This is a genomic window from Hydrogenophaga luteola (genome assembly GCF_042648585.1).
GTDB classification, from domain to species: domain Bacteria; phylum Pseudomonadota; class Gammaproteobacteria; order Burkholderiales; family Burkholderiaceae_C; genus Hydrogenophaga; species Hydrogenophaga luteola.
The window spans coordinates 419,250-440,772 of the sequence record NZ_JBHRXX010000005.1; the positions used below are offsets into that span (position 1 = coordinate 419,250).

Below are 21,523 nucleotides of genomic sequence, written 5' to 3' on the forward strand. Positions count from 1 at the left end.
TAAAAGCCAAAAAAGATGGCGGCGCGGGATTGCATAGGGGGCGAATGTAGCACAGGACTATTGACGGGCTTCTGACAGACCTTGATCAGGCCGTACCGCCCACTGTCAGGCCATCAATGCGCAGCGTCGGCTGCCCCACGCCCACCGGAACGCTCTGGCCTTCCTTGCCGCAGGTACCGACGCCGCTGTCCAGCCGCATGTCGTTGCCGATCATGCTGATCTTCTTGAGCGACTCGGGGCCGCTGCCCACCAGGGTCGCACCCTTGACCGGGTATTGGATCTTGCCGTTCTCGACCCAGTAGGCCTGGCTGGCGGAGAAGACGAACTTGCCGCTGGTGATGTCCACCTGGCCGCCGCCGAAGTTGGTGGCGTACAGGCCCTTCTTGATCGAGGCGACGATTTCTTCCGGCGCCTTGTCGCCACCCAGCATGTAGGTGTTGGTCATGCGTGGCATCGGCACATGGGCGTAGCTCTCACGACGGCCATTGCCGGTGGGCTTGACGCCCATCAGGCGCGCGTTCATCGCGTCCTGGATGTAGCCTTTGAGAATGCCGTCCTCAATCAGCACGTTCTTCTGCGTCGTGTGGCCTTCGTCGTCGACATTGAGCGAGCCGCGGCGGTCGGCGATGGTGCCGTCGTCGAGCACGGTCACGCCCTTGGCCGCCACGCGCTGTCCGATTCGGCCGCTGAAGGCGCTGGAACCCTTGCGGTTGAAGTCGCCCTCCAGCCCGTGGCCCACGGCCTCGTGCAGCAGCACGCCGGGCCAGCCCGGGCCGAGCACCACGGTCATCTCGCCAGCGGGTGCTGGGCGGGCTTCGAGGTTGGTGAGAGCCGAGGACACGGCCTCTTCCACATAGCCGTTCACCGTGGCGTCGTCGAAATAGGCCAGGCCGAAACGGCCGCCGCCACCCGAGGTGCCCATTTCGCGACGCCCCTTCTGCTCGGCGATCACAGTCACCGACAGGCGCACCAGCGGCCGCACGTCGGCCGCCACCGTGCCGTCGGCGCGCGCGATCAGCACCACGTCGTGCTCGGCAGCCAGCCCGGCCATCACCTGCACCACGCGCGGGTCGCGGGCCTTGGCCAGTTTCTCCACCTTCTCCAGCAGGGCGATCTTGGCCGTGCTGTCGAGGGTGCCGATGGGATCGAGCCCCGGGTAGAGCGAGCGCGACTTCGAGGCTTTGGCGGCCGGCACACGGACCTTGCGGCTCTGTCCCTGGCCGGAAATCGATCGCACCGTGTGAGCGGCGTCCAGCAGCGAGTCCCAGGACAGGTCGTCCGAATAGGCGAAGGCGGTCTTCTCGCCGCTGACGGCGCGCACGCCGACTCCCTGATCGATGCTGAAGCTGCCGGTCTTGACGATGCCCTCCTCCAGGCTCCAGCCCTCGCTGCGCGTGGTCTGGAAATAGAGGTCGGCGTCGTCGACGCCGTGCGAGGTCATCTCGCCCAGCGCGCGCTGCAGGTGGGACATGCTCAGACCGTAGGGGGTGAGCAACAGGCTTTCTGCGGTGGCCAGTCGGGCCAGGGTGGGTTCGCGAGCAATCATGGGCTCGATTGTAGGAAGCCGGGCGCCAGAGCGCCTGCCGCCGGTCGTGACCCCGGGCGGATCAGTGGGATTGCCCGGCCTGCCCGCGCAGCAGCGGCAGCAGGGCGCCGTCGTCGCGGTCGGCCAAGCCGGCGGCGTGGGCCTGGGCGAACACGGCCGCCGCCCGGGCGCCCAGCGGGCCATCGAAGCCGGCCTGCCGGGCGGCCTCGACCGCCAGTCGGGTGTCCTTTTCAAGCAGGGTGATGTGGGCGCGAGGCTCGAAATCGCCGGCAATCGCCCGGCGCATACGGTCCGAGCCGATCCAGCTCTGGCCGCTGGACTGTTCGATCACGTCCAGCGTGGTGCCCAGGTCCAGCCCCAGGCGGTCGGCCAGCGCCAGCACCTCGGCCGCGCCGACCAGGTTGATGCCCGCCAGCAGGTTGTTGACCAGCTTGGTCCGGGCACCGTCGCCCACGCGCTCGCTGATGACGAAACGGCGCGAGGACAGCCGGGCGAGAAGCGCTTCGTGGCGCTGCAGCAGGGTTGCTGGCGCGGCCAGCATCAGGCTCATGCTGCCGTTGCGCGCCCGCGCCGGCCCACCGGACATTGGGGCATCGATGCAGCCGATGCCACGCTCCGCCAGACCGGCGGCGAGGGCCTCAGTGTCTTGCGGCGCGATGGTGGGGCAGAGCATCACAGCCTGGCCTTCTCGCATGCGAGAAACCGCCCCATCGGTGCCAAACAGCACCTCGCGCGACTGCTGCGCATCCACCACGCAGACGATCAGCACGCCGTCGCGGGCGAGCCCGGAAGCCGCCAGCGATGGCGTGTCGGCCAGTTCGGCGCCAGCCGCCAGCGCCTGCCGCTGCCGCGCGGGATCGGTATCGCACACCATCACGGCCGTCCCCGCTTCGCACAGGCGCTCGACCATGGCACCGCCCATGTTGCCCGCGCCGACGACCGCCACGGGAAAGGCCGCGTTCATCATGACTGCATCAACCGCTTGGACTTGGCGATCGACATCAGGATGCCCAATCCCACCCCCATGGTCACCATGGCTGTGCCGCCATAGCTGATGAACGGCAGCGGCACGCCCACCACCGGCAGGATGCCGCTGACCATGCCCATGTTGACGAAGGCGTAGACGAAGATGTTGAGTGTCATCGCGCCGGCCAGCAGGCGCGCAAACAGGGTCGGAGCCTCCATCGCGACCGTCAGGCCGCGCACGATCAGGAAGATGAAACCCGCCATCAGGCACAAGGTCCCCACCAGACCGAACTCCTCGGAGAACGCGGCATAGATGAAGTCGGTGGTGCGCTCGGGAATGAACTCCAGGTGGGTCTGCGTGCCCTGCATGAAGCCCTTGCCCCAGACACCTCCGGAGCCGATGGCGATCATGCCCTGGATGATGTGAAATCCCTTGCCCAGCGGGTCCTTGAACGGGTCCAGCAGGGTGCAGACGCGCTGGCGCTGGTACTCGTGCAGCACTTTCCAGTCGACGTCGGGCGCGCACCATTGCGGCTCCATGATGATCAGTGTGACGATGCCGACCGCCGCCAGCAGCACCGGCGGGATGATCAGCTTCCAGCTCAGGCCGGCGAAGAAGATCACCGCCAGGCCCGAGGCCAGCACCAGGAGCGTGGTGCCCAGATCCGGCTGCTTGAGGATCAGGAAGGCCGGCACCGCCAGCAGCAGCCCCGCCATGGCGAAGTCCAGCGGTTTGAGCATGCCCTCGCGGCGCTGGAACCACCAGGCCAGCATCAGCGGCATGGCCACCTTCATCAGCTCGCTGGGCTGGATCACGATGCCGACGTTGATCCAGCGCGTGGCACCCTTCTTGGTGATGCCGAACAGCTCCACCCCCAGCAGCAGCATCACGCCCACCACGTACATCGGCACCGCCAGCGCCATCAGCCGCTGGGGCGGCACCTGCGACACGGTGAACAGCACCACGGCGGCCAGCAGCATGTTGCGGCCGTGGCTGGTGAAGCGCGTGCCGTGGTCGAAGCCGACCGAATACATGGTCATCAGCCCCGCACCGGCGAGCAGCAAGATGGCCAATGCCAGCGGTCCGTCGAAGCCCTGGAAGATGGGTCGGATGCGTTGCCAGAGCGAGGGTTTGTCGAGTACGGCGGCCATGAGGCACACATTATCCTTCTGGCATGCACACCCCACCCCATCCTCCGGTCACACACCTGCTCTACCTGCACGGCTTCCGTTCGTCGCCGCAATCGGCCAAGGCCCTGCTGGTGGCCGAGCGCGTGCGCTTGCAGCACCCGGGCGTGGCCTGGTGCTGCCCGCAACTGCCGCCGTCCCCGCGCGAAGCAGCGAACCTGATGCGGCGACTCACAGACGACTGGCCCGCCGACCGCATGGCCGTCATCGGCTCCTCGTTGGGCGGCTTCTACGCCCGCTGGCTGTCGCTGCAACGGTGCTGCCTGGCGGCCCTGCTCAACCCGGCGCCATTTCCGCAGCGCGATCTGGCGAAATACATCGGCGAGCACCCGGTCTGGCAGAACCCGGACGAACACATCTTCTTCCGGGCCGAGTTCGTCGACGAGCTGGCAACGTTGGCCAGCGACATCACCCGGCTGGTACCCGGTCGGCCTGCCACCCCCGACCGCCTGTTTGCGCTCATCTCCGAAAAGGACGAGGTGCTGGACTGGCGAGAAATGATGACTTTCTGCGCAGGTGGCAGCATCCACCGCCTACCAGAAGGCGACCACGCGATTTCCGACTTCGACCGCCACATCGACCGGCTGCTCAGGTTTCTCCGGCTGGCGGGCTGAGGCGCGGGGCGCCCTGCCCTGCGTGGGACAATCTCGCCCATGCACATTCTGTTCGACGAAGCCGGCAAGCTGATGACCGGCCGCCTCATGTCCGAAGCCGAGAGCTCCCTGCAGGTGGAGCTGGATTCGGGCAAGCGCGTGAAGGTCAAGCTGGCCAACACCCTGCTGCGTTTCGAGAAACCCGCCCCGGCCCAGCTCATGCCTGCCGCCACGGCTCTGGCCGCGTCCATGGAGCTGGAGCTGGCCTATGAATTCGCACCTGAGGACGAGTTCGGCTTCGCCGACCTGGCGGCCGACTACTTCAGCGACCCGGCCACCACCGAGCAGCAGGTCGCGGCGCTGATCTGCCTGCAGGGCGCGCCGCACTACTTCCGCCGCGCCGGCAAGGGCCGCTACAAGAAGGCGCCGGCCGAGATCGTGGCCCAGGCGCTCGCCGCCATTGAAAAGAAGAAACAGATCCAGGCCCAGATCGACGCCTGGGCCGCCGAACTGGTGGCCGGCAGCTGCCCGGAGCCGGTGCGCGCGCAGCTCTACAAGATCCTCTTCAAGCCCGACAAGAACGCGCCCGAATACAAGGCCGTGGTCGAGGCCGCGCGCAGCAGCCACCTCAACCCGCTGGCCCTGCTGGAAAAAGCAGGCGCCATCACCAGCGCCTACCAGTTCCACTGGCAGCGCTTCCTGTTCGACCAGTTCCCCAAGGGCACGGGCTTTCCAGCCCTGCAGGCACCAGCCATCACCGACGAGCTGCCCGTTGCGGCGGTGCAGGCGTTTTCCATCGACGACTCGCACACCACCGAGATCGACGACGCCCTCTCGCTGCAAGGCCTGGGCAGCGGCACGGTCACGCTGGGCATCCACATCGCGGCGCCGGGCCTGGCCATCAAACCCGACGACGCCATCGACCACGTGGCGCGCCAGCGCCTGTCCACGGTCTACATGCCGGGCCACAAGATCACCATGCTGCCAGACACCGTGGTGCAGAGCTACACGCTGGAGGCCGGGCGCGACTGCCCGGCGGTGTCGCTCTATGTGAGCGTTGACGAAGCGACTCTGGAGCTCAAGGACAGCCGCACGGTGCTGGAGCGCGTGCCCATCGCCCACAACCTGCGCCACGACCAGCTCGACAGCGTGATCACCGAAGCCTGGCTGACCGGGGAGGCCTCTGTGGGAACGGCGAGCGACGAGATCGCCGCCCTGCAACCGCAGCTGGCCTTCATCTTCCGGCTGGCGAAACACCTGAAAGCGCAGCGCGAAGTGGTGCGCGGCAAGCCCGAGACCTTCACACGGCCCGACTACACCTTCAAGCTCCAGGGTGTGGCGGGCGACGAGCCCGACGGCAGCGAGACCGTGCTCATCGGCACCCGCTCGCGCGGCGCCCCGCTCGACCTGATGGTGGCCGAGGCCATGATCCTGGCCAACAGCACCTGGGGCCAGTGGCTGGCCGCCTGCGGCGTGCCCGGCATCTACCGCAGCCAGGCCAGCCTGGCACCCGGCGTCAAGGTGCGCATGGGCACCAAGGTCGCGCCGCACGCGGGCATCGGCGTCAAGGCCTACGCCTGGAGCACCTCGCCCTTGCGCCGCTATGTGGACCTGGTCAACCAGTGGCAGATCATCGCCTGCGCGCGCCACGGCACCACGGCCGCGCTGGCGGCGCCGTTCAAGCCCAAGGACGCCAACCTGTTCGCCATCATCAGCGGCTTCGACGCGGCCTACACCGCCTACAACGGCTTCCAGAACGGCATGGAACGCTTCTGGACGCTCAAGCACCTGCAGCAGACCGGCACCACCGAACTGACGGCCACCCTGATCAAGGACAACCTGGTGCGCGCCGACACGCTGCCGCTGGTGCTGCCGGTACTGGGTGCCGAGGGTTTGCCGCGCGGCGCCCATGTGCGCGTGCGCCTGGGCGCCATCGACGAGATCGCGCTGGATGTGTCAGGCACCGTGATCGAGCGGCTGGATGGGGCGGTTGAAGCACTGGAAGAATCGGCGGACGCCGAGGACGAAGAACTGGCCGCGCCGCTGGCCCTGGCCATCGATGTCAACGAAGCCGAGGCCGGTGCCACCGACCCTGCGTCGGCGTCTTGAGGCTGCACGGATAATCGCGCCCGTGAATCCGGTTCTGAACTTCCTGCGGCGGCTGAGCACGCTCCAGATCGCCCTGGGCATCTCGGTGGCGGTGCACGCCGCCCTGCTCACGGTGCGTTTCGTCGACCCCGAGGGCTTCAACCGTGTGTTCCAGGACACGCCGCTGGAGGTGATCCTGGTCAACGCGAAGAGCAATGACCGGCCGGACAAGGCGCAGGCCATTGCGCAGTCCTCCCTGGCCGGAGGTGGCGACGCGGAAAAAGGCCGCGCCACCTCGCCCCTGCCGTCCATGCAGGAGGCCCGGCTTGGCGACACCCCCGAGAAGGACGAGGAGATGATCGAGGCGCTCAAGGAGCGCCAGAGCCAGATACTGGCCCAGATCAGGCAGCAATTGGCCAGTTTGCCGCCACCCGATCTGCAGGCCGTCAATCCCAGCCCCGAATCGGTCGAACGCGAACAGCGCCGCCAACTGCTGATAAAGAGCCTGGCCGAGATCGAAAAGCGCATCAACGAAGAGAACGCCCGTCCGCGTAAGCGCTACATCAGCCCAGCCACACGAGAAGAGGTCTACGCGATCTACTACGACGAACTGCGGCGCAAGATCGAAGACCGCGGAACCACCAACTTCCCGGAATTGGCTGGGCGCAAGCTCTACGGTGAGCTGACCATGGTGATCACGGTCAACCACACCGGCGCCGTGCTGGACACCGAGGTGGTCCAGACCTCGGGCACCCTGACGCTGGACCGGCGTGCCGAGTCCATCGTGCGCAGCCTGAAGTTCGGCAAGTTCAACGAGGCCATGCGCCGGCGCGCCGACCAGATCGTGGTGGTGTCGCGCTTCCGGTTCACCCGGGACGCGGGCCTGCAGACCCAGATGAGTTCGCAGTAGGTCAGGAGTGGTGATGCGTTCGTTCGGGCGTTGGTTGTTGTGGATGCTGCTGGCGGGCGTGGCACTGCAGCTGTTCTTCGTGCTGCGGATCGCGCTGATGCTGGTGATCGACCCGCAAAGCACCGCCTTCATGCGCTCGGAGGCCTGGCGCGTGGCCGCCGAGAGCCTGACCACCGCCGACAAGGAATGGCGCTGGTCCTCGCAGTGGGTCGACTACGAAGAGATCAGCCCAAATCTCAAGCGTGCCGTCATGGCCTCCGAAGACGCAGGCTTTGCCGAGCACGGCGGTGTGGACTGGGAGGCCATCGAGGCGGCCTGGGCCAAGAACGAACGCCGGCAGGAGCTGATCGAGAAACGCCAGGAGCAGATCGAGAAGAAGCTGGCGAAAAAGCCCGAGGCCGCGGAGGCCGCGATCAAAGCCATCAAGCCCGCCAAGATCCTCGGCGGATCGACCATCACCCAGCAACTGGCCAAGAACCTGCTGCTCTCGGGCGAGCGCAACCTGCTGCGCAAGGGCCAGGAGCTGGTGCTGACCCTGACGCTGGAAGCACTGCTGAGCAAACGGCGCATCCTGGAGATCTACCTCAACAGCGTCGAATGGGGCGAAGGGGTGTTCGGCGCCGAGGCGGCCGCCCAGCGTTACTTCAAGAAGCCAGCCAGCAAGCTCAGCGCCTACGAGGCCGCCCGGCTGGCCGTGATGCTGCCCAGCCCCAAGTTCTTCGAGACCCGCCCGGGCTCCGCTTACCTGTCCCGGCGCACCGCCACCATCGTGGCCCGCATGGGCGATGTGAGCCCGCCATGAACTGGCGCGCCCAGGCCATGGGCATGTTCCTGCTCGGGCTGGTGCGCGCACTCACCGGCGCCCAGGCGCGCTGGCACGGCTGCCCGCCCAAAGCCGAGCAGCGCATCTACTTCGCCAACCACCAGAGCCACGCCGACCTGGTGCTGATCTGGGCAGCCCTGCCCAGCGAACTGCGCAGCATCACGCGGCCCATCGCGGCCCGGGACTACTGGACCGCCTCCACCTTCAAGCGCTGGATCACCACCGCGGTGTTCAACGCGGTCTATGTGGAGCGCGAGCGCAAGGGCGAGGAGGATCCGCTGCAGCCGCTCATCGACGCGCTGGACAGCGGCGACTCGCTGATCATCTTCCCGGAGGGCACGCGCGGCCACGGCGAAGAACCGCAGCCCTTCAAGTCCGGGCTGTACAACCTGGCCAAACGCTTTCCGGACGTCGTGCTGGTGCCAGCCTGGATCCACAACGTGCAACGCGTGATTCCCAAGGGCGAGGTCATCCCCGTACCGGTGCTGTGTTCGGTGACTTTTGGTGAGCCGCTGAAGCTTTGCGCCGACGAAGAGCGCGCCGATTTCCTGCGACGCGCCCGGGACGCCGTCATCACCCTGCGCGACGTGTAGGCCTCACATGACCTCCTTCCTCAGAAGCCTCAGTGGTGAGCAACAGGTCAGCCTGCTGTTCGTCGTCCTGTTCGGGCTGCTGACCCTGGCCAGCGGTGCGGCCGTGCTGCTGTCGCTGCGCGAGCGGCGACAGGCCGAGATAGACGAGCGCCAGCACCACCGCCTGCAGGACTACAACACCCTGCTGCGCAACTCCTGGCTGATGACCCTGGTCTTCTGGCTCGCCTGGGCGGCGGGCGAGCACGTGGCCATCGTGTTGTTCGGTATCGTGTCGTTCTTCACGCTGCGCGAGTTCATCAGCCTCTCACCCACCCGGCGGGGGGATCACCGCAGCCTGGTGCTGGCCTTCTTCATCGTGCTGCCGCTGCAGTACGCGCTGGTCTGGCACCGCGAGTTCAACCTGTTCACCGTCTTCATCCCGGTCTACGTGTTCCTTGCCATTCCGGTGGTGAGCGCGCTGGGCAACGACCCGCAGCGCTTCCTGGAGCGCAACGCCAAGCTGCAGTGGGGCATCATGGTTTGCGTCTACGGCATGAGCCACGTGCCTGCCCTGTTGCTGCTGCAGTTCCGTGGCTTCGAGGGCCGGATGGCCTTTCTGGTGGTCTTCCTGGTGCTGGTGGTGCAGACCTGCATGCTGGTGCAGCACCTGGTGGCGCGCCGGCTGGACCGGCCGGTGGCACCGGCCATCAGCGAGAGCTTCCAGTGGCGCAGCTGGGCCGCAGGCCTGGTGGCGGGCGGCCTGCTGGGCGCCGCGCTCGCCGGCCTGACCCCGTTCAAACCCGGGCGGGCGCTGGCCATGGCGCTGATCGCCTGCGCAGCCGGCTCGCTCGGCCATCTGGTCATGAAGGCCATCAAGCGCGACCGCGGCGTGACCCACTGGGGCGCCGCGGGCCGCTCGGTGACCGGCGCCAGCGGTGTGCTCGACCGGGTCGACGCCCTGTGCTTCGCGGCGCCGGTGTTCTTCCACTCGGTCCGCTGGACCTTCGATCTCTGAGCCACACGCCATGCGCATCCTCGGCATCGACCCCGGTCTGCAGTGCACCGGTTTTGGCGTGGTCGACGCGGAAGGGGCAGCGCTCCACTACGTGGCCAGCGGCACCATCCAGACCAGCCCCAAGGACGGCGCCCTGCTGCCCGAGCGGCTGAAGATCCTCTTCGACGGCATCGGCGAGGTGGTGCAGCGCTACCAGCCCGGCGTGGCGGCCTGCGAGATCGTGTTCGTGAACGTCAACCCCCAGGCCACGCTGCTGCTGGGCCAGGCGCGGGGCTGCTGTCTCACGGCCCTGGTGGCCAACGGCCTGCCGGTGGCCGAATACACCGCGCTGCAGCTGAAGAAGGCGGTGGTGGGCTACGGACGTGCGGACAAGGCGCAGATGCAGGAAATGGTGAAGCGCCTGCTGCAGCTGCCGGGCCTGCCCGGCAAAGACGCGGCCGACGCCCTGGGGCTGTGCATCACCCACGCGCAGGTGGCCCGCAGCGTGGCCGCGATCAACAAGGTGGCACCGACCCGGGCGCGCACCCACGCGGCCTACAAGGGCGGGCGGAACTATTGACCCCCCCGCGCCGCCTGCGGCGTCACCCCCCAGGGGGCGATGCCTGTGGCCCGGCAGAGCCGGTTCCACGGCCTCACTGGTCAGGGGTCACGCTTGCCAGCTGAACGCTGGGCAACGATTTACAGAATGCGCTCAAGAAACAGGATGCCGAAGAAGCCAAGGGCAGCGGCCAGCGCCACCTTCAGGACCGTCCAGCCCCAGCGCAGGTAGCGGGTGTCGCGTGTGACGGCGTAGGCGGCGAAACACACGCCGGAACCGATCAGCAACAGGACCAGGACGAAACGCAGCAAGAGCATGACCGGTGGTTGCGGACGGGTCCGATCACCAGGCCGGCGCGAGCTGGGCAAAACCCAGCGGCGCTTCGCGCTCATGCTCGAAGCTCACGATCTCGTAGGCATCGGGCTGGGCCAGCAGGGCACGCAGCAGCTGGTTGTTCATCGCGTGGCCACTGCGGAAGGCGCTGTAGGCCGCCAGCAGCGGTTTGCCCACGATGTAAAGATCGCCAATGGCGTCGAGGATCTTGTGCTTGACGAATTCGTCCGAGTAGCGCAGGCCGTCGGCGTTGAGCACCTTCACGTCGTCCATCACGATGGCGTTGTCCAGACCACCGCCCAGACCGAGGCCGCGCGAACGCATCATCTCCACGTCGCGAGTGAACCCGAAGGTGCGGGCGCGGGCGATCTCACGCGCATAGCGGCCGCTGCCCATGTCGAACTCGACGCGCTGGCCGGTGGCGTTCACCGCCGGGTGATCGAACTCGATCTCGAACGCGAGCTTGTAGCCGTGGAACGGGTCCAGCCGCGCCCACTTCAGGTTGCGGCCCTCACCCTCGCGCACCTCGACCGGCTTCTTCACGCGGATGAAGCGCTTGGCCTTGTTCTGCAGCGCGATGCCCGCGCTCTGCAGCAGGTAGACAAAGGACGCGGACGACCCGTCGAGGATGGGCACTTCCTCGGCCGTGATGTCGATGTAGAGGTTGTCCAGCCCGAGCCCGGCGCAGGCGCTCATCAGGTGCTCGATGGTGTTGACCTTGACGCCTCCGTTGGAGATGGTCGAGGCCAGCCGGGTGTCGGTCACGGACTCCGCGGTGACCGGGATGTCCACCGGCTCGGGCAGGTCGACACGGCGGAACACGATACCGGTGTCCGGCGCCGCCGGCCGCAGCGTCAGCTCCACCCGCTGGCCACCGTGCAGGCCGACGCCGACCGCCTTGGTCAGGGATTTGAGCGTTCTTTGGGCAAGCATCCAGCGATTGTAGGTTTCAGCCACCCTTCGCGCGGGCCGGAAAAACTATGCCGGCCATAGCGAAGGGACTGGATCAATCGGCTTGCTTGCGCAGGAACGCCGGGATCTCGAAGTCGTCCATACCGCCCGAGGCCAGTGCGTCGACCTTGGCCGCCGCCTGCGTGCGGTTGGTGCGCCAGACACTGGGCACGGCCATGGTCTCGTAGTTGGGCTGCGCAGCACCGGCGCCGGCCACCGCGGTATTGACCGTGGGTACGGTGAACGGGGTGTTGTCGGTGCCGGTGCGCAGCACCTGCAGGGGTGGTGCGGTGCGGCGGGCGCCGACGCGGCTCAGGCCCGTGGCCACCACGGTCACGCGCATTTCGTCGCCCAGGCTTTCGTCGTAGGCGGCGCCGTAGATCACGTGCGCATCCGGTGCGGCGTAGGCCTTGATGGCGTTCATCGCCTCCTTCGACTCCTTGAGCTTCAGGCTGCCCTTCGAAGCGGTGACCAGCACCAGCACGCCCTTGGCGCCGGACAGGTCCACACCATCGAGCAGCGGGCAGGCCACCGCCTGCTCGGCGGCGATGCGGGCGCGGTCCGGGCCGCTGGCGGTGGCCGTGCCCATCATGGCCTTGCCGGGCTCACCCATCACGGTGCGCACGTCCTCAAAGTCGACGTTCACATTGCCGTACTCGTTGATGATTTCGGCGATGCCGCCGACCGCATTCTTGAGCACGTCGTTGGCATGCGCGAAAGCCTCGTCCTGCGTGACCTCGTCGCCCAGCACTTCCAGCAGCTTGTCGTTGAGCACCACGATCAGCGAATCCACATTGGCTTCCAGCTCGGCCAGGCCGGCGTCGGCGTTCTGCATGCGCTTGCCACCTTCGAAGTCGAAGGGCTTGGTCACCACGCCCACCGTGAGGATGCCCATCTCCTTGGCCACGCGGGCAATGACCGGCGCAGCACCTGTGCCGGTACCGCCGCCCATGCCGGCGGTGATGAACAGCATGTGCGCGCCGTTGATGGCGGTGCGGATCTCGTCGACCGCGAGCTCGGCCGCCTCGCGGCCTTTTTCGGGTTTGCTGCCGGCGCCCAGACCGGTGCCACCGAGCTGGATCGTGCGGGTGGCCAGGCTGCGCGTGAGCGCCTGCGCATCGGTGTTGGCGCAGATGAACTCCACGCCCTGGACGTGGCGTTCGATCATGTGGTCCACCGCGTTGCCACCGCCGCCGCCGACGCCGATGACCTTGATCTGGGTGCCCATGTTGAACTCTTCCACTTCGATCATTTCGATGCTCATGTCACTCTCCTGTGTGGCCCTTTTCCGCTGGGGTTCGGGCATGGTTTCGATTGTATTTAAGGGTGGGGTTGAAAGCTGTCGAGGAGAACCCTCAGCCAGGCGGCCCGGTGCATTCGCGGCAGCGGTCGAGACGGCGGGTTCCGGCGTTGATCGTGTTCATCAGAAGGTCCCCACAAACCAGTTTTTCACGCGGTCCAGCGCGCTCTGCATCGAGCCCGCCTTCTGCGCCACCTTGTGACCTCGCACGCGGGCCAGCCGCGCCTCTTCGAGCAGTCCCATGACGGTGGCGGCCCGCGGCTGCGCCACCATGTCCGACAGGGCACTCGTGTACTGCGGCACGCCACGCCGCACCGGCTTGAGGAAGATGTCCTCGCCCAGCTCGACCATGCCCTGCATCACCGCGCTGCCGCCGGTGAGCACGATGCCCGAGGACAGCACTTCCTCGAAGCCCGAATCGCGCACCACCTGCTGAACCAGCGCAAAGATCTCTTCCACGCGCGGCTCGATCACGCCGGCCAGGGCCTGGCGGCTGAGCATGCGCGGACCACGGTCGCCCAGACCGGGCACCTCGACCTGGGTGTCCGGGTCGGCCAACAGCTGCTTGGCGCAACCGCTCTCGACCTTGATGTCTTCCGCGTCCTTGGTCGGTGTGCGCAGCGCCATCGCGATGTCGCTGGTGATCAGGTCGCCAGCGATGGGAATCACCGCCGTGTGGCGGATCGCGCCGCCCGCGAAAATCGCCACGTCCGTGGTGCCCGCGCCAATGTCCACCAGGGCCACGCCCAGGTCTTTCTCGTCGTCGGTCAGTACCGCCTGGCTGGAGGCCAGCGGGTTGAGCATCAGCTGGTCCACCTCCAGGCCACAGCGGCGCACGCACTTGATGATGTTCTCGGCCGCGCTCTGGGCCCCGGTGACGATGTGCACCTTGGCTTCGAGCCGGATGCCGCTCATACCGATCGGCTCCTTCACTTCCTGGCCGTCGATCACGAACTCCTGCGGCTCCACCAGCAGCAGGCGCTGGTCGGTCGAGATGTTGATCGCCTTGGCAGTCTCGATCACGCGCGCCACGTCGGCCGTGGTCACTTCGCGGTCCTTGATGGCCACCATCCCGCTGCTGTTGATGCCTCGAATGTGGCTGCCGGTGATGCCTGTGTAGACGCGGGCAATGCGGCAGTCGGCCATCAGCTCGGCCTCCTTGAGCGCCTGCTGGATGCTCTGCACGGTGGCGTCGATGTTGACCACCACGCCGCGCTTGAGGCCGTGACTGGCGGACACACCCAGTCCCGCCAGCTTGAGCTCACCGTTGGCCTGGACTTCGGCCACCACCACCATGATCTTGGCAGTGCCAATGTCCAGTCCCACCACCAAATCCTTGTATTCCTTGGCCATGATCGTTGTCTGTTCAGCGGTTTTGTGTAGGGGTCGCAGGGGTGTCTTCGGTCACGGTCGTCACGCCCTGCACACGCAGGGCGTAGCCGTTGGGGTAACGCAGGTCCACCGACTGCAGGGCGCCGGGGTAGCGCTGCGCCAGCTGCCCCACCGTGGTGGTGAAGCGGCGCGTGCGCGCGAGCAACTCGTCGCTGCTGCCCCGCCCGAGTTCCAGGCGGGTGCCGTTGTCCAGTTCGGCGCGCCAGCTGCCCCGTTCGTTGAGTTCGAGCCGGACCAGGGTCCGGTCCAGCCGGGCCACCTCTTCAGAAAGCTGCTGGTACAGCGCCCACACCAGCGGGGCCTGTTCGGTCGGACCCGCCAGTTCGGGCAGGCCGTCGCCTTCGTCGGGACTGGCCTCGAACACTTCGCCCAGGCGGCTGACCAACTGGCCCGAGCCGGACTGGCCCCACCAGGCCACCGCCTCGTGCTCTTCAAGCGTGACCCGCAAGCGGTTGGGAAACTCGCGCTGCACCCTGGCGTGTCGCACCCAGGGCACGGCCTCGAACATGCGGCGCACCTGCTGCAGATCCAGGGTCAGGAAGCTGCCCTCCAGCTTGCGCAGCGGGGTCGCGAGCTGCGCCCGCAGACCGACTGCGTTCTGGTGGCCCAGGTCGCCCTGCACGCTGATGCCCTTGAGCGTCCAGGCCGGGTGGCGAGCGATCCAGGTGCCGACCGCGCCCAGGCAGAGCAGGACAAAGACCACGACCAGGCCACGCGTGACCACGGTCATGAGTCGGATGTCCAAGGGCAGGTCGGTGTGCTGCATGGTGTGGGCTTCAGGCCTTCGCGTTGTCCAGCGACGCGGTCGCCAGCACAGTCAGGCAGAGGTCCTCGTAGGACAGGCCGGTCGCGCGCGCCGACATCGGCACCAGCGAGTGGCCAGTCATGCCGGGCGAGGTGTTGATCTCCAGGAGGTAGGGCTGGCGGGTCTTCGCGTCGATCATCACGTCGGCGCGCGCCCAGCCGCGGCAGTCCAGCGCGCGGAAGGCCTGGAGCACCAGGGCCTGGATCGCCGCCTCCTCGCCCTCGGGCAGGCCGCAGGGCACCAGGTACTTCGTGTCGTCGGTGAAGTACTTGTGCTGGTAGTCGTAGTTGCCGTCGGGTGCCACGATGCGGATCACCGGCAGCGCGCGGGCCGCAGCCCCTGTGCCGAGCACCGGAATCGTGACCTCGTCGCCGGCGATGAACTGCTCGCACATCACCATCGGGTCCTGGCCCGAGGCCAGCGCGTAGGCCGCATCGCACTGCTCGGCGGTCAGCACCTTGGTCAGGCCGATGGTCGAGCCCTCGCGCACCGGCTTGACGATCATCGGCGAGCCCAGCGCCTCGAAGGCGGCGCGTGTCTCGGCCGCGCTGTGCACTTGGCGCCAGGCCGGCGTCGACAGGCCTTCGGCGATCCAGATGCGCTTGGTCATGAGCTTGTCCATGGCCACGCTGGAGGCCATGACGCCCGAGCCGGTGTAGGGAATGCCCAGCAGCTCGAGCGCGCCCTGCACCGTGCCGTCTTCACCGAAACGGCCGTGCAATGCGATGAAGACGCGGTCAAAACCTTCGCGCTTGAGGTCGGACAGGTCGCGTTCGGCCGGGTCGAAGGCGTGCGCATCCACCCCCTTGGACTTCAGCGCGGCCAGCACACCGGTGCCGGACATCAGCGAGACCTCGCGTTCGGCGGAGCGGCCGCCCAGCAACACGGCCACCTTGCCGAGCGCCTTCACATCGATGGAGTTCACAAGCGTTTCCACGTTCACACCTTGTCCTTGCCGGCCAGATCGACCACCTGCCCGGCCACCGCGCCGATCGAACCAGCGCCCATGCACAGCACCACATCACCGTCGCGCGCGTTGTCCAGCACCGCCTGCGGCATGTCGGCGATGTCGTCGACAAACACCGGCTCCACCTTGCCGGCCACGCGCAGCGCACGTGTCAGCGAACGGCCATCGGCCGCCACGATGGGTGCCTCGCCGGCGGCGTAGACCTCGGCCAGGAGCACGGCGTCGGCCTGGCCGATCACTTTCACGAAGTCCTCAAAACAGTCGCGGGTGCGGCTGTAGCGGTGCGGCTGAAAGGCCAGCACCAGGCGGCGGCCAGGGAAGGCGCCGCGTGCTGCTGCCAGCGTTGCAGCCATCTCCACCGGGTGGTGGCCATAGTCGTCGACCAGGGTGGCGATGCCTCCCGAGGGCAAGGCCGCCTCGCCGTAACGCTGAAAGCGCCGCCCCACCCCCTTGAACTCCGCCAGCGCCTGCTGCACCGCCGTGTCCGGCACGCCCAACTCCTCGGCAATGCCGATGGCGGCCAGCGCATTGAGTACGTTGTGCATGCCCGGCAGGTTCAGCACCACCGGGAGCGGCGGCTGGCCATCGTCGCGCAGAACGGTGAAATGCATCTGTCCGCCCACCGCTTGCACATCCACCGCCCGAAGCTGTGCGTTTTCAGAGAAGCCGTAGCCGGTGATTGGACGTGCGATCTGAGGCAGGATGTCGCGGATCGCCGGATCGTCGGTGCAGACCACGGCCGCACCGTAGAACGGCATCTTGTGCAGGAAGTCCACGAAGGCCGACTTGAGCTTGCCGAAGTCGTGACCGTAGGTGTCCATGTGGTCGGCGTCGATGTTGGTGACGACCGAGAGCACCGGCAGCAGGTTCAGGAACGAGGCGTCGGACTCGTCTGCCTCAACCACGATGTACTCGCCGGATCCCAGCTGCGCGTTGGCGCCTGCGCTGTTCAGGCGCCCGCCGATCACGAAGGTCGGGTCCAGCCCAGCCGCCGCCAGCACGCTGGCCACGAGGCTGGTGGTTGTGGTCTTGCCGTGCGTACCCGCAATCGCCACACCCTTCTTCATGCGCATCAGCTCGGCCAGCATCACCGCACGCGGTACCACCGGGATCAGTTTTGCATGCGCCGCGACCACCTCGGGGTTGTCGTCCTTGACGGCGGTGGACGTGACGATGGCGTCAGCCCCTTCTATGAACTTTGCATCGTGGCCCTTGTGCACCGTGGCACCCAGCGAGACCAGCCGGCGCGTGGCCGCGTTCTCGCCCAGGTCGGTGCCCGAGATCACGTAGCCCTGGTTGAGCAGCACCTCGGCAATGCCGCTCATGCCAGAGCCACCGATGCCCACGAAATGGATGTGCCGGATCGCGTGCTTCATGACGCCTTTACCTTCGCGAGTTGCTCGCAGGCCGCCACCACGGCGGCCACAGCCTGTGTCTTTTCCATCTGTTTGGCCTTTCCGGCCATCTCCATCAGCAGCGCACGGTCGACCGTGCGCAGGCGCTCGGCCAGCGACGACGGCGTGAGTTCGGTCTGGGGAACCAGCCAGGCGCCACCCGCACCGACCAGAAAGCGCGCATTGGTGGTCTGGTGGTCGTCCACCGCGTGCGGGAAGGGCACGAACAGCGCCGCGGCGCCCACGGCAGCGATTTCGGTCACCGTGGAGGCCCCGGCCCGGCACACGATCAGGTCGGCGTCGGCAAAGGCGGCGGCGGTGTCGTCGATGAATGGCGTGAGCTCGGCCCGCACACCGGCCGCGGCGTAGTTGGCCTTCAGCGCCTCGATCTGCTTCTCGCCGCTCTGGTGGACCACCACCGGGCGTTCGCTTTCGGGCAGCAGCGCCAGCGCCTGCGGCACCGTGTCGTTGAGCGCCTTTGCGCCCAGGCTGCCACCCACCACCAGCAGCCGAAGGGGGCCGCTGCGGCCCGCAAAGCGCTCGGCTGGCGCAGCCTGCCGCAGGAACTCGGCCCGCAGCGGGTTGCCCACCCATTCGGCCTTACTGAAGACGTTCGGGAAGGCGGTGAAGACTCGGTCGGCGACGCCCGAGAGCACCTTGTTGGCCATGCCTGCCACCGAGTTCTGCTCGTGCAGCACCAACGGCCTGCCGCGAAGCACGCCCATCATGCCGCCCGGGAAAGTGATGTACCCACCCAGGCCGACCACCACGTCGGGCTTCACGCGCCCGACCATGGCGAAGGCCTGCGCAAACGCCTTGAGCAGGCGCAGCGGCAGCAAGGCCAGTGTCGCGAGTCCCTTGCCCCGCACACCACCGAAATCGATCAGCTCCAGCGGAATGCCACGGGGCGGAACCAGCCGGCTTTCCATGCTGCCCGGCGTGCCCAGCCAATGCACACGCCAGCCCTTTGCGCGCAGGGCCTCTGCCACAGCCAGGCCGGGGAAGATATGACCACCGGTGCCGCCGGCCATGATGAGGGCACAAGGCTGCGCCTGCTTGGCGTTGCTCATGACCGCCCCCCTTTCATCAGGAGACGGTTCTCGTGGTCCACCCGCAGCACGATGGCCAGCGCCACGAGCTCGAGCAGGATGGCCGATCCGCCGTAGCTCATCAGAGGCAGGGTCAGTCCTTTGGTGGGCAAGGCGCCAAGATTCACACCGATGTTGATGAAGGCCTGGAAGCCGATCCACAGCCCCACGCCCTGCGCCACCAGTCCGGCGAACACCTGGTCCAGCGCAATCGCCTGGCGGCCGATCAGCACGATGCGGCGCACCAGCCAGAGGAAGGAGGCGATGATGATTGTCACGCCGATCAGGCCGAACTCCTCACCGACCACCGCAAGCAGGAAGTCGGTGTGGGCCTCGGGCAGCCAATGCAGCTTCTCCACACTGCCGCCGAGTCCGACACCGAAGATCTCGCCGCGGCCGAAGGCGATCAGAGAGTGCGAGAGCTGGTAGCCCTTGCCCAGGGCGTACTGTTCGGACCAAGGGTCGAGGTAGGCAAAGATGCGCTCTCGCCGCCACTCGCTCATCATCACCATCAGCGCGAAGGCGGTCACCACCACCAGCACGATCAGGAAGAACATGCGGGCGTTGACGCCGCCCAGGAACAGGATGCCCATGGCGATCACCACGATCACCATGAACGCCCCCATGTCGGGTTCGGCCAGCAGCAGCATGCCCACCACCGCCAGCGCCACAGCCATGGGCGCCACAGCGCGGAAGAAGCGCTCCTTCACATCCATTTTGCGCACCATGTAGTCGGCCGCGTACAGCAGGATGGTGAGCTTGGCCAGCTCGGAAGGCTGGAAGTTGATCACACCCAAGGGAATCCAGCGCCGGGCACCGTTCACCCCTTTGCCGATGAAGGGAATCAGCACCACCACCAACAACAGCAGGGCCAGAGCGAACAGCAAGGGGGCATAGCGCTCCCAGGTTTGCATCGGCACCTGGAAGGCGATCAGCGCCGCCACCAGACCGATCGCAATGAAGAGTCCGTGCCTCAGCGCGAAGTGGGTCTGGGCGTAGTTGGCGAACCGCGGGTTGTCGGGCAACGCGATGGAGGCCGAGTAGACCATCACCAGGCCCCAGGCCAACAGGGCCACCACCACCCACAGCAGGGGCTGGTCGAACCCCAGCTCGCGCACGGGCCGCTGGCGCAGGCCGGCGTACGTCCGGCTGGACAGGCGCACCGGCAGACCATCGGCGCCAAGGGCGTTGCCCAGGCCCACGAGCGTGGGCATCTTGCCGCCCAGGGACGTGCGCAGGCGCTGCAGGAAACTGGAGAGGGCGACCTTCACAACGGCCCCTCCAGGCTCACGCCGCGCTCATCGGCCAGCGCACGCACCGCCTCGATGAACACGTCGGCGCGGTGCTTGTAATCGCGGAACATGTCCAGACTCGCGCACGCGGGCGACATCAGCACCGCGTCACCGGCCTTGGCCAGCTGGGCGGACAGGGTCACCGCGCCGGGCATGGTCTCTGCCTCGACCATCGACACACCACCCTGCTGCAGGGCGTCGGCGATCTGATCGCGAATCTTCGGGCCATCGCGCCCGATGAGAACCACGGCGCGCGCGTGCCGGGCCAGCGGCTCGGCCAGCGGGCTGAAGTCCTGTCCCTTGCCGTCACCCCCGAGGATGACCACCAGGTGCCGGTCCACGCCCAGGCCGCGGATGGCGGCCAGTGTGGCACCGACATTGGTGCCTTTGCTGTCGTCGAAGTACTCAACGTCGTCCAGGATGGCGACCGGCTCGACACGGTGGGGCTCGCCGCGGTACTCCCGCAGGCCGTGCAGCATGGGACCCAGCGGCGCGCCGGTGGAAGTGGCCAAGGCCAGCGCCGCCAGCGCGTTGGCGGCATTGTGGCGACCGCGGATGCGCAGCGCATCGACCGGCATCAGGCGCTGGAAGTAAACCTCCTCGTCGGCGTCTTGGCCGCGCCCGCGTTGGCGCGTTTCGTCCAGGGCCAGCGCGCGCACCAGCCAATCCATGCCGTTGACCGACTCGATGCCCCAGTCGCCCGCTCGCACCGGCGTGTCCAGGCCAAAACTGGTCCAGGGACGGGCCGGCTGCTGGCGATTGCGGCCACTGATCTTGACCGTGACCATGCCGGGCTTCATCGCGGTGACCAGCGTGTCTTCCCGGTTGAGCAGCATGAGGGCCTGTGCGCCGAAGACCGCGGACTTCGCCTGCGCATAGGCAGCCATGGAACCGTGCCAGTCGATGTGGTCTTCGGTGATGTTCAGCACAGTGGCGGCAGTGGGCACCCGATCCCAGGCGCCGCCAGCGGTGCCGTCGAGCTGGAAGCTGGAGAGTTCCAGCACCCAGGCCTGTGGCAGGTGGGGCGGCTCGGGTTCGGGTGGCGGTGGCGGCACCAGCAGGGTCGGCCCTTCGTCTTCGGCCGCGGCGTCGGTCGGCTCCGCCGTTTCCGGTTCGTCCTGCGCCTCGTCGGTGTCAGGCGCCGGCACAGCTTCCACCGGAGCTGCGGCAGGAGGCTGGTCCGCGACCTCCCGCTCGGCCAGGGCCGCGCGCGCGGCGTCCAGCTCCGTGCCTTCGCGTTCGGTATCCAGCGCGGCCGACAGGACGTCCAGCAGCGCCGGGCCGATGTTGCCCGCCACGGCCACGCGCAACCCGGCGCGCTGCAGCAGCAGTCCGGTCAACGAGGTCACAGTGGTCTTGCCGTTGGTGCCGGTGATGGCCAGCACCTTGGGCCGGTAGGGAAGCACCTCGCGTTTGGACAGGTCGCACAGCGCCTGCGCGAACAAGTCCAGTTCGCCGACAAACGCCGCCCCGTGCGACTGTGCCCATGTGCGGGCGGGCGCCAACTGCTCGGGCGGCAGACCCGGGCTTCGCGCGATCGCGTTCCAGGATGCACGTGCCAGCAGGGCGTCGTCGAAGGCACCCTGGACGAAGGTGGCCGACGGGCACTCCGCATGCAACGCTGCCAGCGACGGCGGATTCTCTCGCGTGTCGGCCACGGTGACCTGAGCACCGTGGCGCACGCACCAGCGCGCCATCGACAGCCCGGAGATGCCGAGGCCGAGGATGAGGACGTGTTGGTCTTGAAGATGGTTCATCGCAG

At 67.5% G+C, this 21,523-nt stretch carries 20 protein-coding genes; 7 read left to right on the forward strand and 13 right to left on the reverse strand.

All coding sequences use genetic code 11. From position 1 onward, the window contains the following. Positions 1-85: 85 nt before the first annotated feature. The 3 genes from tldD to rodA all read right to left on the reverse strand — a co-directional run bounded on the left by tldD (position 86) and on the right by rodA (position 3,664). Positions 86-1,546: a metalloprotease TldD gene (tldD, locus tag ACFOPI_RS12085; RefSeq protein WP_382174152.1), complete on the reverse strand. Its 1,461-nt coding sequence runs from the start codon at positions 1,544-1,546 to the stop codon at positions 86-88. 61 nt (positions 1,547-1,607) lie between these two features. Continuing rightward, on the reverse strand, positions 1,608-2,510 hold the full coding sequence (locus ACFOPI_RS12090) for an NAD(P)-dependent oxidoreductase (RefSeq protein ID WP_382174154.1): 903 nt from the start codon (positions 2,508-2,510) through the stop codon (positions 1,608-1,610). Next, complete coding sequence (rodA, locus tag ACFOPI_RS12095; protein ID WP_382174156.1) at positions 2,510-3,664, reverse strand: rod shape-determining protein RodA; 1,155 nt, start codon at positions 3,662-3,664, stop codon at positions 2,510-2,512. The genes ACFOPI_RS12090 and rodA overlap by 1 nt, the downstream gene beginning before the upstream one ends. 23 nt (positions 3,665-3,687) lie before the next feature. Here rodA and ACFOPI_RS12100 point away from each other — a divergent pair, with 23 nt between their 5' ends. Genes ACFOPI_RS12100 through ruvC form a run of 7 tightly spaced genes read left to right on the forward strand, consistent with a single transcriptional unit; the run spans position 3,688 to position 10,260 of the window. Continuing rightward, positions 3,688-4,314 carry a YqiA/YcfP family alpha/beta fold hydrolase gene (locus ACFOPI_RS12100; RefSeq protein WP_382174158.1) on the forward strand — a complete coding sequence of 209 codons (627 nt, stop codon included), beginning with the start codon at positions 3,688-3,690 and terminating at the stop codon, positions 4,312-4,314. A 39-nt stretch (positions 4,315-4,353) separates the two neighbouring features. After that, positions 4,354-6,402, forward strand: coding sequence for a ribonuclease catalytic domain-containing protein (locus ACFOPI_RS12105; protein ID WP_382174160.1), 2,049 nt, complete (start codon positions 4,354-4,356; stop codon positions 6,400-6,402). Between the two features lie 22 nt (positions 6,403-6,424). Beyond that, a complete protein-coding gene (locus ACFOPI_RS12110) occupies positions 6,425-7,291 on the forward strand; it encodes an energy transducer TonB (RefSeq protein ID WP_382174162.1) in 867 nt (288 codons plus the stop codon). Positions 7,292-7,304: 13 nt separating this feature from the next. Then, complete coding sequence (locus ACFOPI_RS12115) at positions 7,305-8,093, forward strand: transglycosylase domain-containing protein (protein ID WP_382174164.1); 789 nt, start codon at positions 7,305-7,307, stop codon at positions 8,091-8,093. After that, entirely contained in the window at positions 8,090-8,707 is a 618-nt protein-coding gene (locus ACFOPI_RS12120) for a lysophospholipid acyltransferase family protein (protein WP_382174166.1), read from the forward strand. Before ACFOPI_RS12115 ends, ACFOPI_RS12120 begins: the two co-directional genes overlap by 4 nt. Positions 8,708-8,714: 7 nt before the next feature. Then, positions 8,715-9,701, forward strand: coding sequence for a phosphatidate cytidylyltransferase (locus ACFOPI_RS12125; RefSeq protein WP_382174168.1), 987 nt, complete (start codon positions 8,715-8,717; stop codon positions 9,699-9,701). A gap of 10 nt (positions 9,702-9,711) precedes the next feature. Then, entirely contained in the window at positions 9,712-10,260 is a 549-nt protein-coding gene (gene ruvC, locus ACFOPI_RS12130) for a crossover junction endodeoxyribonuclease RuvC (protein ID WP_382174170.1), read from the forward strand. A 119-nt stretch (positions 10,261-10,379) separates the two neighbouring features. On the opposite strand, the gene ACFOPI_RS12135 is transcribed toward ruvC, so the two are convergent. The 10 genes from ACFOPI_RS12135 to murD form a co-directional block, all read right to left on the reverse strand. Next, positions 10,380-10,556: a hypothetical protein gene (locus ACFOPI_RS12135; RefSeq protein WP_382174172.1), complete on the reverse strand. Its 177-nt coding sequence runs from the start codon at positions 10,554-10,556 to the stop codon at positions 10,380-10,382. Positions 10,557-10,581: 25 nt separating this feature from the next. Continuing rightward, entirely contained in the window at positions 10,582-11,505 is a 924-nt protein-coding gene (gene lpxC / locus ACFOPI_RS12140; protein WP_066252982.1) for a UDP-3-O-acyl-N-acetylglucosamine deacetylase, read from the reverse strand. A 73-nt stretch (positions 11,506-11,578) separates the two neighbouring features. Continuing rightward, entirely contained in the window at positions 11,579-12,787 is a 1,209-nt protein-coding gene (gene ftsZ / locus ACFOPI_RS12145) for a cell division protein FtsZ (protein WP_382174174.1), read from the reverse strand. A gap of 159 nt (positions 12,788-12,946) precedes the next feature. After that, positions 12,947-14,176, reverse strand: coding sequence for a cell division protein FtsA (gene ftsA / locus ACFOPI_RS12150; protein ID WP_066252986.1), 1,230 nt, complete (start codon positions 14,174-14,176; stop codon positions 12,947-12,949). Positions 14,177-14,189: 13 nt separating this feature from the next. Continuing rightward, positions 14,190-14,981, reverse strand: coding sequence for a cell division protein FtsQ/DivIB (locus tag ACFOPI_RS12155; RefSeq protein WP_382174176.1), 792 nt, complete (start codon positions 14,979-14,981; stop codon positions 14,190-14,192). A gap of 10 nt (positions 14,982-14,991) precedes the next feature. Continuing rightward, on the reverse strand, positions 14,992-15,957 hold the full coding sequence (locus ACFOPI_RS12160) for a D-alanine--D-alanine ligase (RefSeq protein WP_382174178.1): 966 nt from the start codon (positions 15,955-15,957) through the stop codon (positions 14,992-14,994). 2 nt (positions 15,958-15,959) lie between these two features. After that, positions 15,960-17,363 carry a UDP-N-acetylmuramate--L-alanine ligase gene (murC, locus tag ACFOPI_RS12165; protein WP_382174179.1) on the reverse strand — a complete coding sequence of 468 codons (1,404 nt, stop codon included), beginning with the start codon at positions 17,361-17,363 and terminating at the stop codon, positions 15,960-15,962. Continuing rightward, on the reverse strand, positions 17,360-18,451 hold the full coding sequence (murG, locus tag ACFOPI_RS12170; protein ID WP_382174181.1) for an undecaprenyldiphospho-muramoylpentapeptide beta-N-acetylglucosaminyltransferase: 1,092 nt from the start codon (positions 18,449-18,451) through the stop codon (positions 17,360-17,362). The genes murC and murG overlap by 4 nt, the downstream gene beginning before the upstream one ends. Continuing rightward, positions 18,448-19,683, reverse strand: a complete 1,236-nt coding sequence (ftsW, locus tag ACFOPI_RS12175) for a putative lipid II flippase FtsW (protein ID WP_382174943.1) — start codon at positions 19,681-19,683, stop codon at positions 18,448-18,450. Before ftsW ends, murG begins: the two co-directional genes overlap by 4 nt. A gap of 53 nt (positions 19,684-19,736) precedes the next feature. Further along, positions 19,737-21,518, reverse strand: coding sequence for a UDP-N-acetylmuramoyl-L-alanine--D-glutamate ligase (gene murD / locus ACFOPI_RS12180; protein ID WP_382174183.1), 1,782 nt, complete (start codon positions 21,516-21,518; stop codon positions 19,737-19,739). Positions 21,519-21,523: the final 5 nt, after the last annotated feature.

Coding starts and splice junctions, on each gene's coding strand:
- murG (WP_382174181.1), bottom strand. CDS start 18,451: ATGAGCAACGCCAAGCAGGCGCAGCCTTGTGCCCTCATCATGGCCGGC.
- ACFOPI_RS12090 (WP_382174154.1), bottom strand. CDS start 2,510: ATGAACGCGGCCTTTCCCGTGGCGGTCGTCGGCGCGGGCAACATGGGC.
- tldD (WP_382174152.1), bottom strand. CDS start 1,546: ATGATTGCTCGCGAACCCACCCTGGCCCGACTGGCCACCGCAGAAAGC.
- rodA (WP_382174156.1), bottom strand. CDS start 3,664: ATGGCCGCCGTACTCGACAAACCCTCGCTCTGGCAACGCATCCGACCC.
- murD (WP_382174183.1), bottom strand. CDS start 21,518: ATGAACCATCTTCAAGACCAACACGTCCTCATCCTCGGCCTCGGCATC.
- ACFOPI_RS12105 (WP_382174160.1), top strand. CDS start 4,354: ATGCACATTCTGTTCGACGAAGCCGGCAAGCTGATGACCGGCCGCCTC.
- murC (WP_382174179.1), bottom strand. CDS start 17,363: ATGAAGCACGCGATCCGGCACATCCATTTCGTGGGCATCGGTGGCTCT.
- ftsZ (WP_382174174.1), bottom strand. CDS start 12,787: ATGAGCATCGAAATGATCGAAGTGGAAGAGTTCAACATGGGCACCCAG.
- ACFOPI_RS12135 (WP_382174172.1), bottom strand. CDS start 10,556: ATGCTCTTGCTGCGTTTCGTCCTGGTCCTGTTGCTGATCGGTTCCGGC.
- ACFOPI_RS12125 (WP_382174168.1), top strand. CDS start 8,715: ATGACCTCCTTCCTCAGAAGCCTCAGTGGTGAGCAACAGGTCAGCCTG.
- ftsA (WP_066252986.1), bottom strand. CDS start 14,176: ATGGCCAAGGAATACAAGGATTTGGTGGTGGGACTGGACATTGGCACT.
- ruvC (WP_382174170.1), top strand. CDS start 9,712: ATGCGCATCCTCGGCATCGACCCCGGTCTGCAGTGCACCGGTTTTGGC.
- ACFOPI_RS12100 (WP_382174158.1), top strand. CDS start 3,688: ATGCACACCCCACCCCATCCTCCGGTCACACACCTGCTCTACCTGCAC.
- ACFOPI_RS12115 (WP_382174164.1), top strand. CDS start 7,305: ATGCGTTCGTTCGGGCGTTGGTTGTTGTGGATGCTGCTGGCGGGCGTG.
- lpxC (WP_066252982.1), bottom strand. CDS start 11,505: ATGCTTGCCCAAAGAACGCTCAAATCCCTGACCAAGGCGGTCGGCGTC.
- ftsW (WP_382174943.1), bottom strand. CDS start 19,683: ATGCCCACGCTCGTGGGCCTGGGCAACGCCCTTGGCGCCGATGGTCTG.
- ACFOPI_RS12155 (WP_382174176.1), bottom strand. CDS start 14,981: ATGCAGCACACCGACCTGCCCTTGGACATCCGACTCATGACCGTGGTC.
- ACFOPI_RS12120 (WP_382174166.1), top strand. CDS start 8,090: ATGAACTGGCGCGCCCAGGCCATGGGCATGTTCCTGCTCGGGCTGGTG.